At 32.6% G+C, this 15,828-nt stretch carries 12 protein-coding genes and 1 other RNA gene; 12 read left to right on the top strand and 1 reads right to left on the bottom strand.

Going from position 1 to position 15,828, the window contains the following annotated elements:
* The first annotated feature begins 4 nt into the window (after positions 1 to 4).
* From tgt to HMPREF2715_RS01170, 12 genes are all read left to right on the top strand, one after another.
* Positions 5 to 1,144, top strand: a complete 1,140-nt coding sequence (gene tgt, locus HMPREF2715_RS01225) for a tRNA guanosine(34) transglycosylase Tgt (protein ID WP_037536731.1) — start codon at positions 5 to 7, stop codon at positions 1,142 to 1,144.
* Positions 1,145 to 1,159: 15 nt separating this feature from the next.
* The gene (yajC, locus tag HMPREF2715_RS01220) at positions 1,160 to 1,420 is read left to right on the top strand and encodes a preprotein translocase subunit YajC (protein ID WP_011275581.1); all 261 of its coding nucleotides are present in this window, start codon (positions 1,160 to 1,162) and stop codon (positions 1,418 to 1,420) included.
* A 229-nt stretch (positions 1,421 to 1,649) separates the two neighbouring features.
* The gene (gene secDF, locus HMPREF2715_RS01215; RefSeq protein WP_070580833.1) at positions 1,650 to 3,935 is read left to right on the top strand and encodes a protein translocase subunit SecDF; all 2,286 of its coding nucleotides are present in this window, start codon (positions 1,650 to 1,652) and stop codon (positions 3,933 to 3,935) included.
* Positions 3,936 to 4,076: 141 nt separating this feature from the next.
* Positions 4,077 to 6,350, top strand: coding sequence for a single-stranded-DNA-specific exonuclease RecJ (gene recJ, locus HMPREF2715_RS01210; protein WP_070580829.1), 2,274 nt, complete (start codon positions 4,077 to 4,079; stop codon positions 6,348 to 6,350).
* Positions 6,351 to 6,371: 21 nt separating this feature from the next.
* A complete protein-coding gene (locus tag HMPREF2715_RS01205) occupies positions 6,372 to 6,890 on the top strand; it encodes an adenine phosphoribosyltransferase (protein WP_070580827.1) in 519 nt (172 codons plus the stop codon).
* Positions 6,891 to 7,257: 367 nt separating this feature from the next.
* Positions 7,258 to 9,447, top strand: a complete 2,190-nt coding sequence (locus tag HMPREF2715_RS01200) for a RelA/SpoT family protein (protein WP_011275585.1) — start codon at positions 7,258 to 7,260, stop codon at positions 9,445 to 9,447.
* A gap of 15 nt (positions 9,448 to 9,462) precedes the next feature.
* On the top strand, positions 9,463 to 9,915 hold the full coding sequence (dtd, locus tag HMPREF2715_RS01195; protein ID WP_070580825.1) for a D-aminoacyl-tRNA deacylase: 453 nt from the start codon (positions 9,463 to 9,465) through the stop codon (positions 9,913 to 9,915).
* Entirely contained in the window at positions 9,912 to 10,787 is an 876-nt protein-coding gene (locus HMPREF2715_RS01190; protein WP_070839179.1) for an N-acetylmuramoyl-L-alanine amidase family protein, read from the top strand. Before dtd ends, HMPREF2715_RS01190 begins: the two co-directional genes overlap by 4 nt.
* A gap of 360 nt (positions 10,788 to 11,147) precedes the next feature.
* Positions 11,148 to 12,419, top strand: a complete 1,272-nt coding sequence (gene hisS / locus HMPREF2715_RS01185) for a histidine--tRNA ligase (protein ID WP_070580821.1) — start codon at positions 11,148 to 11,150, stop codon at positions 12,417 to 12,419.
* A gap of 17 nt (positions 12,420 to 12,436) precedes the next feature.
* Positions 12,437 to 14,203, top strand: a complete 1,767-nt coding sequence (gene aspS, locus HMPREF2715_RS01180; RefSeq protein ID WP_070580819.1) for an aspartate--tRNA ligase — start codon at positions 12,437 to 12,439, stop codon at positions 14,201 to 14,203.
* Between the two features lie 234 nt (positions 14,204 to 14,437).
* Positions 14,438 to 14,628: non-coding RNA, 6S RNA (ssrS, locus tag HMPREF2715_RS01175), on the top strand.
* A 91-nt stretch (positions 14,629 to 14,719) separates the two neighbouring features.
* Positions 14,720 to 15,496 carry a tRNA threonylcarbamoyladenosine dehydratase gene (locus HMPREF2715_RS01170; RefSeq protein ID WP_011275590.1) on the top strand — a complete coding sequence of 259 codons (777 nt, stop codon included), beginning with the start codon at positions 14,720 to 14,722 and terminating at the stop codon, positions 15,494 to 15,496.
* A 68-nt stretch (positions 15,497 to 15,564) separates the two neighbouring features.
* On the opposite strand, the gene HMPREF2715_RS01165 is transcribed toward HMPREF2715_RS01170, so the two are convergent.
* Positions 15,565 to 15,828 (bottom strand): transposase (locus HMPREF2715_RS01165; RefSeq protein ID WP_141757438.1); only part of this gene is annotated, 264 nt, incomplete at its 5' end.

The raw sequence follows: 15,828 nt of genomic DNA, 5'->3' as shown, positions 1-15,828 counted from the left end.
AAATATGCCAGCAGTAACTTATGAACATATAAAGACTTGTAAACAATCAGGTGCACGTTTAGGTATCGTTCATACACCGCACGGTTCTTTTGAAACGCCTATGTTTATGCCGGTAGGAACAAAAGCAACTGTTAAAACAATGAGTCCTGAAGAATTAAGACAAATAGAAGCGAAAATAATATTAGGAAATACGTATCATTTGTGGTTACAACCTGGAAATGATATTATCAAACAAGCTGGGGGTCTGCATAAGTTTATGAATTGGGATGGCCCTATTCTTACTGATTCAGGTGGTTTCCAAGTATTTAGTTTAAGTAATCTCCGTAAGATAACTGAAGAAGGTGTTGAGTTTAGACACCATACAAATGGATCAAAGTTATTTTTAAGTCCAGAGAAATCAATGGAAATACAAAATGACTTAGGTTCAGATATAATGATGGCTTTCGATGAATGCCCACCTATGCCTTCTGAATATAAGTATGTTAAGGATTCAATTGAACGCACTACGAGATGGGCTGAGCGTTGTTTAAACGCACATAAGCGCCCAGAGGACCAAGCACTCTTTGGTATTATTCAAGGTGGCGAATATAAAGATTTAAGAGAACAAAGCGCTAAGGAATTAGTTGCTTTAGATTTCCCTGGATATGCTATTGGTGGATTGTCGGTAGGCGAACCTAAACCAGTTATGTATGAAATGGTTGAACATACAGTGCAATATATGCCAGATGATAAACCTCGTTATTTAATGGGCGTAGGTTCTCCTGATGCATTAATTGAATGTAGCATACGTGGCATGGATATGTTTGATTGTGTATTACCAACGCGTATTGCTAGAAATGGTACATGTATGACTTCAAATGGAAGATTAGTAATTAAGAATGCTAAATATGCAAACGATTTTAAACCACTAGATGAAAATTGTGATTGCTACACATGTAAGAATTATTCACGTGCTTATATCAGACATCTGATTAAAGCTGAAGAAACTTTCGGTATCCGTCTTACTACTATTCATAATTTACATTTTCTGCTAAAATTGATGGAAGATATTAGACAAGCTATTCGAGAAGATCGTCTTTTAGATTTTAAAGATGAATTCTTTGAACAATATGGGCTTAATGTAGAAAACCCTAAAAATTTCTAATAAGGAGACAACATAATGAACGTTTCAGCACTTATTTTACCTATAATTTTAATTATAGTATTTTATTTCTTTTTAATTCGACCTCAACAAAAACGTGCTAAAGAACATCGTGAAATGATTAGCCGAATCGAATCTGGTCAACGTATTACTACTATTGGTGGTTTGAAAGGAACTGTTAAAGCTGTTGATGAAACTACAGTTGTTATCACAGTTAATGGTCATGGAACAGAAATGACTTTTGAAAAACCAGCAATTAAACAAGTAGACCCTTCTTAAAGTTAAGGGGAAATGAAATTTATTTATTTATTTAAAACTGTCGACAAAGTTCATACTATGTTGACAGTTTTTTATATTATATGTATATGCGTAATAATCTTAATTTAACTAAAAGATGTAGTATGTTAATATATATAGGTCATGTAATAACTATGTAATTTTTAATTAACTTGCACATGGTTTATTAAAAGATTATTCTTAGTACATAAGTAAACAATGAGGTGTTCATGTGAAGAAATTTAGTAGGATAATTGCATTCATACTAATTGTAGCCGTTTTGTTCGTTGGAATGGGGCTTACATATAAGAATGTAGTTAAAAACGTAAATCTTGGATTAGATTTACAAGGTGGATTTGAAGTTCTTTATCAAGTTAAACCATTAGATGGTGATAAAAAAATTGATGAGAAAGCCTTACAATCGACTGCTAGAACTTTGGAAAATCGTGTCAATGTTCTCGGTGTATCTGAACCTCATATTCAAGTTGAGGATCCAGACAGAATTAGAGTTCAATTAGCAGGTGTTAAAGATCCAGATGAAGCTCGTAAAATATTGTCTTCCCAAGCCAATTTAACTATTCGTGATGCCAATGATAAAGTTAAATTAACTGGTAAAGATATTGTACAAGGTTCAGCTAAACAAGAATTTAAGCAAGGTACTAATGAACCAGCTGTTACATTTAAATTAAAAGATCGTGCTAAATTTAAAAAAGTAACAGAAGAAATTTCGAAAAAACAAGAAAATATGATGGTAGTATGGCTTGATTATAAAAAAGGTGATAGCTACCATAAAGAGTTAGAAAAAACTGAAGATAAACGTAAATACATTTCAGCTGCTTCAGTAGATCAACCTATTAATTCAGATAGTGTTGAAATTTCAGGTGGATTCCATGGTCAACAAGGTGTAGAAAGAGCTAAACAAATTGCAGAATTACTAAATGCTGGTTCACTACCTGTTGATTTAAAAGAAATTTATTCTAATTCAGTAGGTGCACAGTTTGGTCAAGATGCACTTGATAAAACAATGTTTGCATCAGCGATAGGCGTAGCAATTATATATCTATTTATGGTCGGTTTCTATAGGCTACCTGGTTTAGTTGCTATCATCTCATTGACTGTTTATATTTATCTTACATTAATAGCATTTAATTTCATTTCTGGTGTTCTTACATTACCAGGATTAGCAGCTCTCGTACTCGGTGTAGGTATGGCTGTAGATGCGAACATAATTATGTATGAACGGATAAAAGATGAATTGCGAATTGGTAGGACGTTAAAACAAGCCTACTCTAAAGCAAACAAGAGTTCATTCTTAACGATATTTGACTCGAACTTAACTACAGTTATTGCTGCGGGTGTATTATTCTTCTTCGGTGAAAGTTCAGTAAAAGGTTTTGCGACAATGTTACTTTTAGGTATTCTTATGATATTTGTAACAGCTGTATTTTTATCAAGAGGTTTATTATCATTACTTGTATCATCTAATTACTTTAAGAAGAAATTCTGGCTATTTGGAGTTAGTAAGAAAAATAGACATGATATTAATGAAGGTGTAAATGTTCATGATCTTAAAACTTCATATGAAAAGTGGAATTTTGTTAAATTAGCCAAACCATTAATCGGATTCAGTATTCTGATTTTGATTGTTGGTATTGTGATTTTAAGTATATTCAAATTAAACTTAGGCATTGATTTCTCTGCAGGTACGCGTGTTGATATCGACTCTGATACAAAATTGTCTCAACCTAAAGTTGAACGTACGATGAAAGACATGGGATTAACTCCAGATCAAGTTCAAATAAATGGTAGTGAGAATAAACAAGCAACTGTGCAATTTAAGAAAGATTTATCTAAAAATGAAGTTGTAGAACTTAACAAAAAAGTGAACAATGAATACGGTCATAAACCAACTGTAAATACAGTATCACCAATGATTGGACAAGAATTAGCTAAAAACGCTATGAAGGCTCTTATCTATGCGGCAATAGGTATTATTATCTATGTTTCACTAAGATTCGAATGGAGAATGGGTCTATCATCAGTATTAGCATTACTGCATGATGTCTTTATGATTGTTGCATTATTCAGCTTACTTCGTTTGGAAGTTGATATTACATTTATTGCAGCAGTACTAACTATCGTAGGTTATTCAATTAATGATACGATTGTAACATTTGACCGTGTAAGAGAAAATCTGCATAAAATTAAAGTCATTACCAAACCAGAGCAAATCGATGACATCGTTAATCGCTCTATTCGTCAAACAATGACTCGCTCCGTTAATACTGTTTTAACAGTAATTGTTGTCGTAGTTGCGATTTTAATATTTGGGGCATCAAGCTTATTCAATTTCGCATTAGCATTATTAATTGGATTAGTATCTGGTGTATTCTCTTCAGTATTTATCGCTGTACCTTTATGGGGTATAATGAAGAAACGACAACTTAAAAAAGCAGATAACGGTAAATTAACGGTATACAAAGAGAAAAAATCAAATGATGAAAAGATTTTAGTATAAATTAGTAGGGAGTAGGACATTGCATTCAATGTTCTACTCTTTTTCTAGTATCATTAATAGTTTTATCAACTTAACGTTGTTTACTTTTTATTTAGTTGAATTTTCGGTATAATGGCTTTTGGAAAAAGGGAGGATAATTACATGATTAAATCTAAATATAACTGGCTCTATGAACCTCCAACAGAATACATAAATGAAACTTTAATAAAAAAATATCAATTAACACCGATTATAAAAAAACTTCTTGAAAGTAAATCGATAACTGATGATGAGTCAATTAAAGCTATATTAGATGAAACTATCATTAACCACGATCCATGGCTATTAAGTGATATGGAAAAAGCGGTGACTCGAATCAATGAAGCAATTGATAAAAATGAGCGTATATTGGTATATGGTGATTATGATGCCGATGGTGTCACTTCTACAACTATATTAGTTAATACATTGCAGACATTAGGTGCTGAAGTGGGTTGGTATATTCCTAATCGATTTTCAGAAGGTTATGGTCCTAATGAACTTGCATTTAGAAATGCCTATGATGAAGACGTGTCTCTCATCATAACTGTCGATAATGGCATACAAGGTCATAAAGAGATTGAAATGGTACAAAAGCTAGGAGTTGATGTCATAGTAACTGATCATCATGAAATTGGACGTACTTTGCCTGAAGCGTATGCCATCGTTCATCCAATGCATCCAGAATATGAATACCCATTTCACTTTTTATGCGGTGCTGGTGTAGCTTACAAATTATCTCAAGTTTTATTAGACAATCCTCCTAATTATTTTGTAAGTTTAGCTGCGATTGGTACTATAGCAGATTTAGTGTCAATGACAGATGAAAACCGTTCTATAGTAAAACAAGGTTTATCATTTTTAAATCAAAGCTGTCCAATTCAAATTAAAGCATTACTTAATCAAGCTGGTTATAATAACACGATTAACGAAGAAACTGTAGGTTTTATTATAGGGCCTCGACTTAATGCTGTTGGTAGATTAGAGGATGCATCGTTAGCTGCGGAGTTATTAATGACCGAGGATGAAGAAGAAGCTGAATTTCTAGCTGAACAAGTAGAACATTTTAATGTTGAACGTAAAGAAATAGTAGCTCAGATAACTGATGAGGCACTAGCCATTGCTGAAGAAAAAGTGAATAATGGCAATCAATTTTTACTATTAGCTAAAGAAAATTGGCATGAAGGTGTCTTAGGTATAGTAGCATCTAAAATTGTTGAGACATATGCATTACCTACCTTAATTCTGAATATTGATTTAGAACAAAATCATGCTAAAGGATCAGCTCGTAGTATAGAACAAGTTTCAATGTTTGAAATTTTGAGTGCACATCAAGATTTAATTTCTAAGTTTGGTGGTCATCATATGGCTGCGGGTATGACTATGGAAATAGATTATATTGAAGCTTTAGAGCAAGGATTGAATGACTGGATGTTTAAATTATCAGAACATACGTCACTAGAGCCGACAAAACATGTATCAGTTAAATTAGAAGAGAATGATATTTCTATAAATAACATTCGTGATATTCAAAGACTAAGTCCATTTGGCACAGACTTTGAAAAACCATTATTGGAAATTGATGATAATGAAGTCGTTGATGTTAGAGCAATTGGAAAAGATAAAAACCATTTGAAATTAGTAACCGGTCAGTTACAATTACAAAGCCTATTTTGGAAAAATGGTCAGTTAGCAACTCAAATTGAACCTGGTCAACCAATCAATCTACTAGGAAATTTACAAATCAATGAATGGAACGGAAATCAATCACCACAGTTTATTATTCAAGATATAGCAACGAATAAAGAACAAATATTAGATTACCGAAGTAAACATAAACAATTAAATATAGACCCAAACGATACTAGAGTTGCTTTTTTAATACACCCTAAAAAAGAAAAATTGAATCATAATTACTATTATTATGGTGATAAAATCGATCAAGAACATGAAGTAGTAATTTTAAGAGACTTGCCAAACGATTTAGACAGTCTTAAAGATAGTCTCAAAAACTTAAATTATTCACAACTCTATTTAGTTTTGCAACATCAGCAGAGTATATATTTTGATGGTATGCCCTCGTCAAATCAATTTAAAAGCTGTTTCAAAGCGCTAATGACCAAAAAAGAAACCAATCTTGAACAAGAGGGTATGTTACTATGTCAACATTTGAATGTTAAACCTAATATTTTAAAATTTATGCTTAAAGTATTTTATGAGTTAGGTTTTGTAACTGACGAAAATGGTATAATTAAAATTGTAGATAATGCTAACAAACAAAATATTGAAACAAGTCGTGTTTATCAATTAAGACAATCCAGAATGGAAGTTGAGAAACTTTTACTTTATGATGATTTTACGCAATTAAAAACTTGGATCAAATCACAGAAGGGTTAGTAAATAGGAGGAAATAGATATATGGATTTAAAGCAATATGTTTCGGAAGTGCAAGATTGGCCTAAACCGGGAGTCAGTTTTAAAGATATAACAACAATTATGGATAACGGGGAAGCTTATGGTTATGCTACCGATCAAATTGTAAAATATGCTAAGGAGAGAGACGTTGATATAGTTGTAGGTCCTGAGGCAAGAGGATTTATAATTGGGTGCCCTGTAGCTTATTCAATGGGTATTGGTTTTGCGCCCGTGAGAAAAGAGGGTAAATTACCTCGTAAAGTTATCCGATATGAATATGACTTAGAATATGGTACAAATGTTCTTACAATGCACAATGATGCAATTAAACCAGGTCAACGTGTTCTTATAACTGATGACTTATTAGCTACTGGAGGTACTATAGAGGCGGCAATTAAACTAGTTGAAAAACTAGGAGGAATCGTCGTAGGTATTGCATTTATAATTGAACTTAAATATTTAAACGGTATTGAAAAAATTAAAGATTATGATGTGATGAGTTTAATTTCATATGATGAATAGGTGACTATAATTAAAAGACATAGTACATGCTTTTAATGTCTAACAATTTTTGGGAATGAGATAATGAATTCGTAATGGGATTCTATCTCATTCCCTTTTTTTCGTTAAATTGTTTACTTGATTTGATTTCAGCGTAACACCATTTATTTATTTAAAAACTTGTAGTATCATAGAACTATTATTTATAAAAATGTTAAGGCTTTTGTAGTTCTTTTAACATTTGATAAAATTAAAGTAATACTCGCATTTCTATATCTAAATAGATGATATACTCGGATTAATGAAGGACAATGTATGTTTTCTTAATTTTCAAAAATTCGAATATGAGTTGAGTATTTGAAATACAAATGAGTTGGGGTGTCATATATTGAATAACGAGTATCCATATAGCGCTGATGAGGTGCTAAATAAAGCTAAATCATATTTGTCAACTGATGATTATCAATATGTCCTAAAAAGTTACCATATAGCTTATGAAGCCCATCAAGGACAGTTCCGCAAAAATGGTCTTCCGTATATCATGCATCCTATTCAAGTAGCGGGCATATTAACAGAAATGCGTTTAGATGGTCCAACGATAGTGGCAGGCTTTCTGCATGATGTCATTGAAGATACGCCATATACATTTGACGATGTTAAAGATATGTTTAATGAAGAAATAGCGCGAATTGTCGATGGTGTTACTAAACTTAAAAAGGTAAAATACCGTTCTAAAGAAGAACAACAAGCAGAAAATCATCGTAAACTATTTATTGCAATTGCAAAAGATGTTCGAGTGATACTTGTCAAATTAGCCGATAGATTACATAACATGAGAACATTAAAAGCTATGGCTAGAGAAAAACAAGTGCGTATCTCTAAAGAGACACTAGAAATTTATGCACCATTGGCACATAGATTAGGTATTAATACGATTAAATGGGAATTAGAAGATACTGCACTTAGATATATAGACAGTGTTCAGTATTTCCGTATTGTCAATTTAATGAAGAAAAAGCGTAGTGAACGGGAAGCTTATATCGCTAATGCAATAGATAAAATTCAAACAGAAATGATTAAAATGGACATCACTGGAGAAATTAGCGGTAGACCTAAACATATTTATAGCATATACCGAAAAATGATGAAGCAGAAAAAGCAGTTTGATCAAATATTCGATTTATTAGCTATTCGTGTAATTGTAAATTCTATTAATGATTGTTATGCAATTTTAGGGTTAGTCCATACATTATGGAAACCAATGCCTGGAAGATTTAAAGATTATATTGCCATGCCTAAACAGAATATGTATCAATCTCTACATACAACTGTCGTTGGTCCTAATGGTGACCCTTTAGAAATACAAATTAGAACATATGAAATGCATGAAATAGCTGAACATGGTGTTGCAGCTCATTGGGCATATAAAGAAGGAAAAACAGTTAATGAGAAGAATCAAGATTTTCAAAATAAATTAAATTGGTTAAAAGAATTAGCTGAAGCTGATCATACATCATCTGACGCACAAGAATTTATGGAATCACTGAAATATGATTTACAAAGTGATAAAGTGTACGCTTTCACACCTGCAAGTGATGTTATTGAATTGCCTTATGGTGCGGTTCCAATAGATTTTGCTTATGCTATTCATAGCGAAGTCGGAAATAAGATGATTGGTGCAAAAGTTAATGGTAAAATTGTTCCTATTGATTATGTTCTTCAAACCGGAGATATTATTGAAATTCGTACAAGTAAACACTCTTATGGACCTAGTAGAGATTGGCTAAAGATAGTTAAATCATCAAGTGCTAAAAGTAAAATTAAGGGTTTCTTTAAAAAACAAGACCGTTCATCTAACATTGAAAAAGGTAAGTTTATGGTCGAAGCAGAAATTAAAGAACAGGGCTTTAGAGTAGATGATATTTTAACTGATAAAAATATAGAAGTTGTTAATGAGAAATACAATTTTGCTAATGATGATGACCTATTTGCAGCAGTTGGATTTGGTGGTGTAACAGCTTTACAGGTTGTTAATAAATTGACCGAAAGACAACGTATACAAGATAAACAAAAAGCGCTAAACGAGGCGCAGGAAGTTATTAAATCACTTCCAATTAAAGATGATATCATCACTGATAGTGGTGTCTATGTCGAAGGTATAGAGAATGTATTGATAAAGCTTTCAAAATGTTGTAATCCAATCCCTGGAGATGATATTGTAGGATATATCACTAAAGGACATGGTATAAAAGTGCACCGTACAGATTGTCCAAATGTTAAAAATGAAACAGAACGATTAATAGCAGTTGAGTGGGTTAAATCTAAAGATTCTACTCAACGATACCAAGTAGATTTAGAAGTTAGTGCATATGATCGTAATGGTTTATTAAATGAAGTAATACAAGCCGTTAACTCTACAGTCGGAAGTATTATTAAAATCAATGGACGGTCTGATACTGATAAGAATGCAATTATCACTATTAGTGTTATGGTGCGTAATGTTAATGATGTATTCCGTGTAGTTGAAAAACTAAAACAATTAAGTGATGTATATACAGTGTCAAGAGTTTGGAATTAATGAGGTGCTATTAATATGAAAGTAGTTGTACAAAGAGTAAAAAGAGCAGCAGTTACAAATAACAGCATTCACAATGAAATCGACAAGGGTTTCTGTCTTTTAGTCGGAATAGGTAAGGATACAACAGAAGCAGATATAGATGCAGTTGCTAAAAAGATTATTAACGCTCGTTTGTTTGAAGATGAAAATGGCAAACTTAATTTAAATATCCAACAAGTTGAAGGTCAAATTTTATCTATCTCTCAATTTACTTTATATGCTGATGTACGTAAAGGGAATAGACCAGGATTTTCAAATTCAAAAAATCCTGAAGAAGCCAATGTGTTATACGAAAAATTTAACACTGCTTTAAAAGCTTATGACGTTAAAGTGAAAACAGGTGAATTTGGTACTGATATGGAAGTTGAAATTATCAATGATGGTCCAGTTACTATTATTTATGAAAGTCAGGATGGCAAAATAATATGAACAAAATAGATGCATGGTTATCTAAACATGACCTTAAAAATCTGACAACATTGATTGTTGTAGGTGCTTTTATATTATTTTTAATATTATTATTTATGCTAATGAATCATAGTGATCAAGGGAGTAATAGAATTACAGTTTCAGAGAATGCTGAATTACGAACTGGTCCAAATGCTGCTTATCCTGTGATTTACCAAGTCGAAAAAGGTGATACGTTTACTAGATTGAGTAAATCAGGTAAATGGATAGAAGTTGAAAGCAGAGATGGTTCTGAAAAAGGTTGGATAGCTGGATGGCACACAAGCTTAAATATTGAAGCAGATGCGAATAAAAAAGTAAACCCTTTGAAAAATAAGGTCATTGTCTTAGATCCTGGCCATGGAGGCAATGACCAGGGTGCATCTAGTAATACTTCAAAAAAGAGTTTGGAGAAGAACTATACTTTAAAAACAGCTAAAGAATTGAGACGTGCTCTTGAAAAAGAGGGGGCAACAGTTAAATTAACACGTTCTAATGATACATATGTTAGCTTAGATGATAGAAAACTTAATGGTGACGCATACATTAGTATACATAATGATTCTCTTGATAGTCCTAATGCTAATGGTGCAACTGTTTATTGGTATAAAAATAATCAAGAAGCTTTAGCTGAAACGTTAAATACAAACATACAAAAGAAAGCCATGTTGTCTAATAGAGGAACTCGACAAGAGAACTTCCAAGTACTCAGACAGACCAATAAGCCAGCCGTGTTATTAGAATTAGGATATATAAGTAATCCAACAGATGAGGTAATGATACGAGATCAAATTCATCGACAAGTTGTAGAAGAAGCTGTAGTGGATGGTTTAAAACAATATTTTGCCTCTTAAAGCTTGCAAACTAAGCATAAACTCGTTATTATAATTAGTGAACTTTATATATAATACCGTTATGATTCTTGAAAGTGTAAATGAAAGAGGTAGCAATAATTGATATTGTGAAGAGATATAATCCATGGCTGTAAGATTATACTGAGTAATTTATTACTTTGAACACAAGAACAGGTGCTTTAATAGATTAAGCCGTTTTACGTACGTTACACGTTTTGAGTGGTAATTAAGTTTTACTAACGAATTTAATTACAATTAGGGTGGCAACACGGCGATTCGTCCCTTGTATAGCAGAAATGCTATATAAGGGACTTTTTTTATTAAAGGGAGTTTGTAAAAATACAAAGAAGGAGTGATTGTGTGATTAGAATTCCTAGAGGTACACAAGATATCTTACCTGAAGATTCTAGTAAATGGCGTTACATTGAAAATCAACTTGATAAATTAATGAAATTATATAATTATAAAGAAATTCGCACGCCTATATTTGAAAGTACAGATTTGTTTGCACGTGGCGTGGGTGACTCTACAGATGTCGTACAAAAAGAAATGTACACTTTTAAAGATAAAGGTGACAGAAGCATAACTTTAAGACCAGAAGGAACAGCAGCTGTTGTACGTTCATACATTGAGAATAAAATGCAAGGTATTCCAAATCAGCCTGTTAAATTATATTATAATGGGCCAATGTTCAGATATGAACGTAAACAAAAAGGGCGATACCGTCAATTCACTCAATTCGGTGTTGAAGCGATTGGCGCTGAAAATCCGAGCATGGATGCTGAAGTTCTAGCTATGGTGATGCATATCTATGAATCATTCGGCCTTAAACATTTAAAATTAGTTATCAATAGTATTGGTGATGCTGATTCACGTAAAGAATATAATGAGGCACTAATACGTCATTTTGAGCCAGTGATAGATACATTTTGTGATGATTGTAAATCAAGATTACACACAAATCCAATGAGAATACTAGATTGCAAAATTGATAGAGATAAAGAAGCGGTTAAAAATGCGCCAAGAATTACTGATTACTTAAATGACGATTCAAAAGCTTACTTTAATGAAGTGAAGACTCACTTAGATGATTTAGGTATTTCATATGTTGAAGATCCTAACCTTGTACGTGGTCTTGATTATTACACACACACTGCTTTTGAATTAATGATGGATAATCCTAATTATGATGGTGCAATAACTACTTTATGTGGTGGTGGTCGATATAATGGACTGCTTGAATTATTAGATGGACCAAATCAAACGGGTATTGGTTTCGCTTTAAGTATTGAAAGATTGTTATTGGCGCTTGAAGAAGAAGGAATTGATTTGGACGTCGAGGATACGTTTGATCTTTTCATCGTTACTATGGGTGAAGAAGCTGAACGATATAGCGTTAAGCTTTTAAATCAACTCAGAAAATCGGGTATAAAAGCCGACAAAGATTATTTACAACGTAAAGTTAAAGGACAAATGAAACAAGCTGATCGCTTGAATGCTCAATATACAGTTGTTATCGGTGATCAAGAACTTGAAAATGAAGTGATTGATGTCAAAGACATGTCAACAGGTGAAACAGAAACTATTAACTTAAATAACTTAGTAAATTATTTTAAAGAAAAAAATAAATAATAAAAAGGAGAATATAAATGAGTAAAAGAACAACGTATTGTGGTTTAGTTACAGAAGAACTTTTAAACCAAAAAGTTACTTTAAAAGGTTGGGTTCATAATCGTCGTGACTTAGGTGGTTTAATCTTTGTCGATTTACGTGACAGAGAAGGTATCGTGCAAATCGTCTTTAACCCTGATTTTTCTGAAGAAGCTTTAAGTGTAGCTGAATCAGTAAGATCAGAATATGTAGTTGAAGTTGAGGGAACAGTAACAAAGAGAGATCCAGATACTGTGAATCCTAAAATTAAAACTGGTCAAGTAGAAGTACAAGTTTCTAATATAACAATTATCAATAAATCAGAAACACCACCATTTTCTATTAATGAAGAAAATCAAAATGTTGATGAAAACATCCGTTTAAAATACCGTTATTTAGATTTAAGACGACCAGAGTTGGCACAAACTTTCAAAATGAGACATCAAACAACACGCTCTATTCGTGAATATTTAGATAACAATGGTTTCTTCGATATTGAAACTCCTGTTTTAACTAAATCTACGCCAGAAGGTGCCAGAGATTATTTAGTACCTTCTCGAGTTCATGAAGGAGAATTTTATGCATTACCACAATCACCTCAATTATTTAAACAATTATTAATGATTAGTGGTTTTGACAAATATTATCAAATTGTTAAATGTTTCCGTGATGAAGATTTACGTGCAGATCGTCAACCTGAATTCACTCAGGTCGATATTGAAATGAGTTTCGTTGATCAAGAAGATGTGATTGAAATGGGTGAAGAAATGTTACGAAAAGTTGTTAAAGATGTTAAAGGCATTGACGTATCAGGTCCTTTCCCTAGAATGACTTATGAAGAAGCGATGAGACGATATGGTTCAGATAAACCTGATACTCGTTTTGATATGGAACTTAAAGATGTATCGCAGTTAGGTCGTGAAATGGACTTTAAAGTATTTAAAGATACTGTTGAAAATAATGGCGAAGTAAAAGCCATTGTAGCTAAAAGTGCAGCCGACAATTATACTCGTAAAGACATGGACGCATTAACAGAATTCGTAAATATTTATGGTGCTAAAGGTTTAGCATGGGTAAAAGTTGTTGATGATGGATTGAGTGGTCCAATCGCTCGTTTCTTTGAAGATTCAAATGTTGCGACTTTAAAAGAACTTACACAGGCTGAATCAGGAGACTTAGTAATGTTTGTCGCTGACAAACCAAATGTAGTAGCTCAAAGTTTAGGTGCTTTACGTATTAAAATTGCCAAAGAATTAGGTTTAATCGATGAAAATAAACTTAATTTCTTATGGGTAACAGATTGGCCGTTATTAGAATATGATGAAGATGCTAAACGTTATGTAGCTGCACACCATCCATTTACTTCACCTAAACAAGAAGATATTAGTAAATTAGATTCAGAACCTCAAAATGCACAAGCGAATGCTTATGACATCGTTTTAAACGGTTATGAATTAGGTGGGGGATCAATCAGAATTGCAGACGGTGAATTACAAGAAAAAATGTTTGAAGTATTAGGATTCACTAAAGAACAAGCTAGAGAACAATTTGGATTCTTATTAGATGCATTTAAATATGGTACACCACCACATGGCGGTATTGCACTAGGCTTAGACCGTTTAGTAATGCTATTAACTAATCGTACAAACTTACGTGATACAATTGCATTCCCTAAAACAGCTTCTGCGACTTGCTTGCTTACAGATGCACCAGGTGAAGTCTCAGACAAACAATTAGAAGAGCTTTCTTTACGTATTCGTCATTAGATTTAACATATAAAATGATATAAATACATTAGTCATCAAAATCACAATTGATTTTGGTGACTTTTATTTAGTGTTTTTTTGTTTTGTTGCAGAATTATATTTAGCCAATAAACACTATAATAATATTATGTAAATTTAATATAATTAAAATTTTGAATCACAAAATATACATTTCTATCTAGTTCATAAGGATTTCTTTATTTAAACCTCTGTGGTAATATATAAACATAAGGTAGTCATCTGTATTGTTCGTATGTTTGCTTTTTATTTGGGCCTAACACTTTTTGATCAGGGAGCCCAATAGGTTTTCTTGCAGCGCACACGCCTCAATTGGAGGACTTGCAAAACAAGAAACAGGGCACCCACCTGTATATAGCAGGCCGAATGATCAAGCTTTTTATAACTACGGCAATCACGGACTCTACCGGTACGCAAGACTTTATGTCTTGCGTATTTTTATTTGTCTTTTTCTGTTAACATATAGTTATCGTATTGTTTTTTATAAAGGAGTTTAAAATGAAACATCAATTTTCAAGAAACGAATTAGCATATGGACAAGAGGGTTTAGATCTATTAAAAGAAAAAACAGTTGCAGTTCTTGGGGTAGGTGGTGTTGGTTCATTTGCTGCCGAAGCATTAGCTAGAACCAATATTGGTCATATTATTTTAATCGATAAAGATGACGTAGATATTACAAATGTCAATCGTCAAATACATGCACTCACTACAACTATTGGACAAAGTAAGGTCACTTTGATGGAAGAACGTATTAAACTTATTAACCCTGATTGTAAAGTAACACCACTTCACATGTTTTATACTGAGGAGACATATGAGGATTTATTTAATAATTATGATATTGATTACTTTATCGATGCAAGTGATACTATAATATATAAAGTTCATCTGATGAAAGAGTGTTTAGAACGAGGAATTAAGATGATTTCAAGCATGGGGGCAGCTAATAAAACTGATCCTACACGATTTAAAATAGCAGATATTTCTAAAACTTATATGGACCCTATGGCTAAAATTATCCGTAATAAACTAAAGCGTCAAGGTATAAAAAAGGGTGTACCTGTCGTGTTTTCTGATGAAAGTCCTATTGTAATTCGTGAAGATGTAAAAGCAACCGTTGGAGATGCAAACGCCATTAATCGTAAAGGGCAAATGCCTCCATCATCAAATGCATTTGTACCAAGTACAGTAGGATTAATCTGTGCGAGTTACGTAGTAAACGACATTTTAAAAAATATACCTGTACGCCGTATTAAGGATAAAGGAAATATTTAAATAATAGACTATGAATCAAATTTAAAAGTCTCTACGTCAAATCGGACTGATGAGTCCCAATATTGAGATTAGGCAACCTTAGGTTGTTTAATCTCTTTTTTTGTTGTTGAGGCAAATAGTCGCGAAGTTATAATAATTCGATTACGCAAATTATCATAATTTCTATAACCAAAAGATACCCTTTTAATGAGTTTGATTTTATTATTAATTCCTTCTAACGGACCGTTGGTCAGCTTAGAATATGTCATAGTATTTTCAATGACAGCTGCTAAGCGTCTTAAAGTTCTAATGACTGGGTGTAATTTAGGACACACATCTGAAAGATGAATAGA

Source organism: Staphylococcus sp. HMSC062A01 (assembly GCF_001836805.1).
Lineage (GTDB): Bacteria > Bacillota > Bacilli > Staphylococcales > Staphylococcaceae > Staphylococcus > Staphylococcus haemolyticus.
Note: the sequence above shows the minus strand (reverse complement) of the source record. Positions and strands in the feature narration are given on the sequence as shown.

Coding starts and splice junctions, on each gene's coding strand:
- tgt (WP_037536731.1), top strand. CDS start 5: ATGCCAGCAGTAACTTATGAACATATAAAGACTTGTAAACAATCAGGT.
- yajC (WP_011275581.1), top strand. CDS start 1,160: ATGAACGTTTCAGCACTTATTTTACCTATAATTTTAATTATAGTATTT.
- recJ (WP_070580829.1), top strand. CDS start 4,077: ATGATTAAATCTAAATATAACTGGCTCTATGAACCTCCAACAGAATAC.
- HMPREF2715_RS01205 (WP_070580827.1), top strand. CDS start 6,372: ATGGATTTAAAGCAATATGTTTCGGAAGTGCAAGATTGGCCTAAACCG.
- dtd (WP_070580825.1), top strand. CDS start 9,463: ATGAAAGTAGTTGTACAAAGAGTAAAAAGAGCAGCAGTTACAAATAAC.
- HMPREF2715_RS01190 (WP_070839179.1), top strand. CDS start 9,912: ATGAACAAAATAGATGCATGGTTATCTAAACATGACCTTAAAAATCTG.
- aspS (WP_070580819.1), top strand. CDS start 12,437: ATGAGTAAAAGAACAACGTATTGTGGTTTAGTTACAGAAGAACTTTTA.
- HMPREF2715_RS01170 (WP_011275590.1), top strand. CDS start 14,720: ATGAAACATCAATTTTCAAGAAACGAATTAGCATATGGACAAGAGGGT.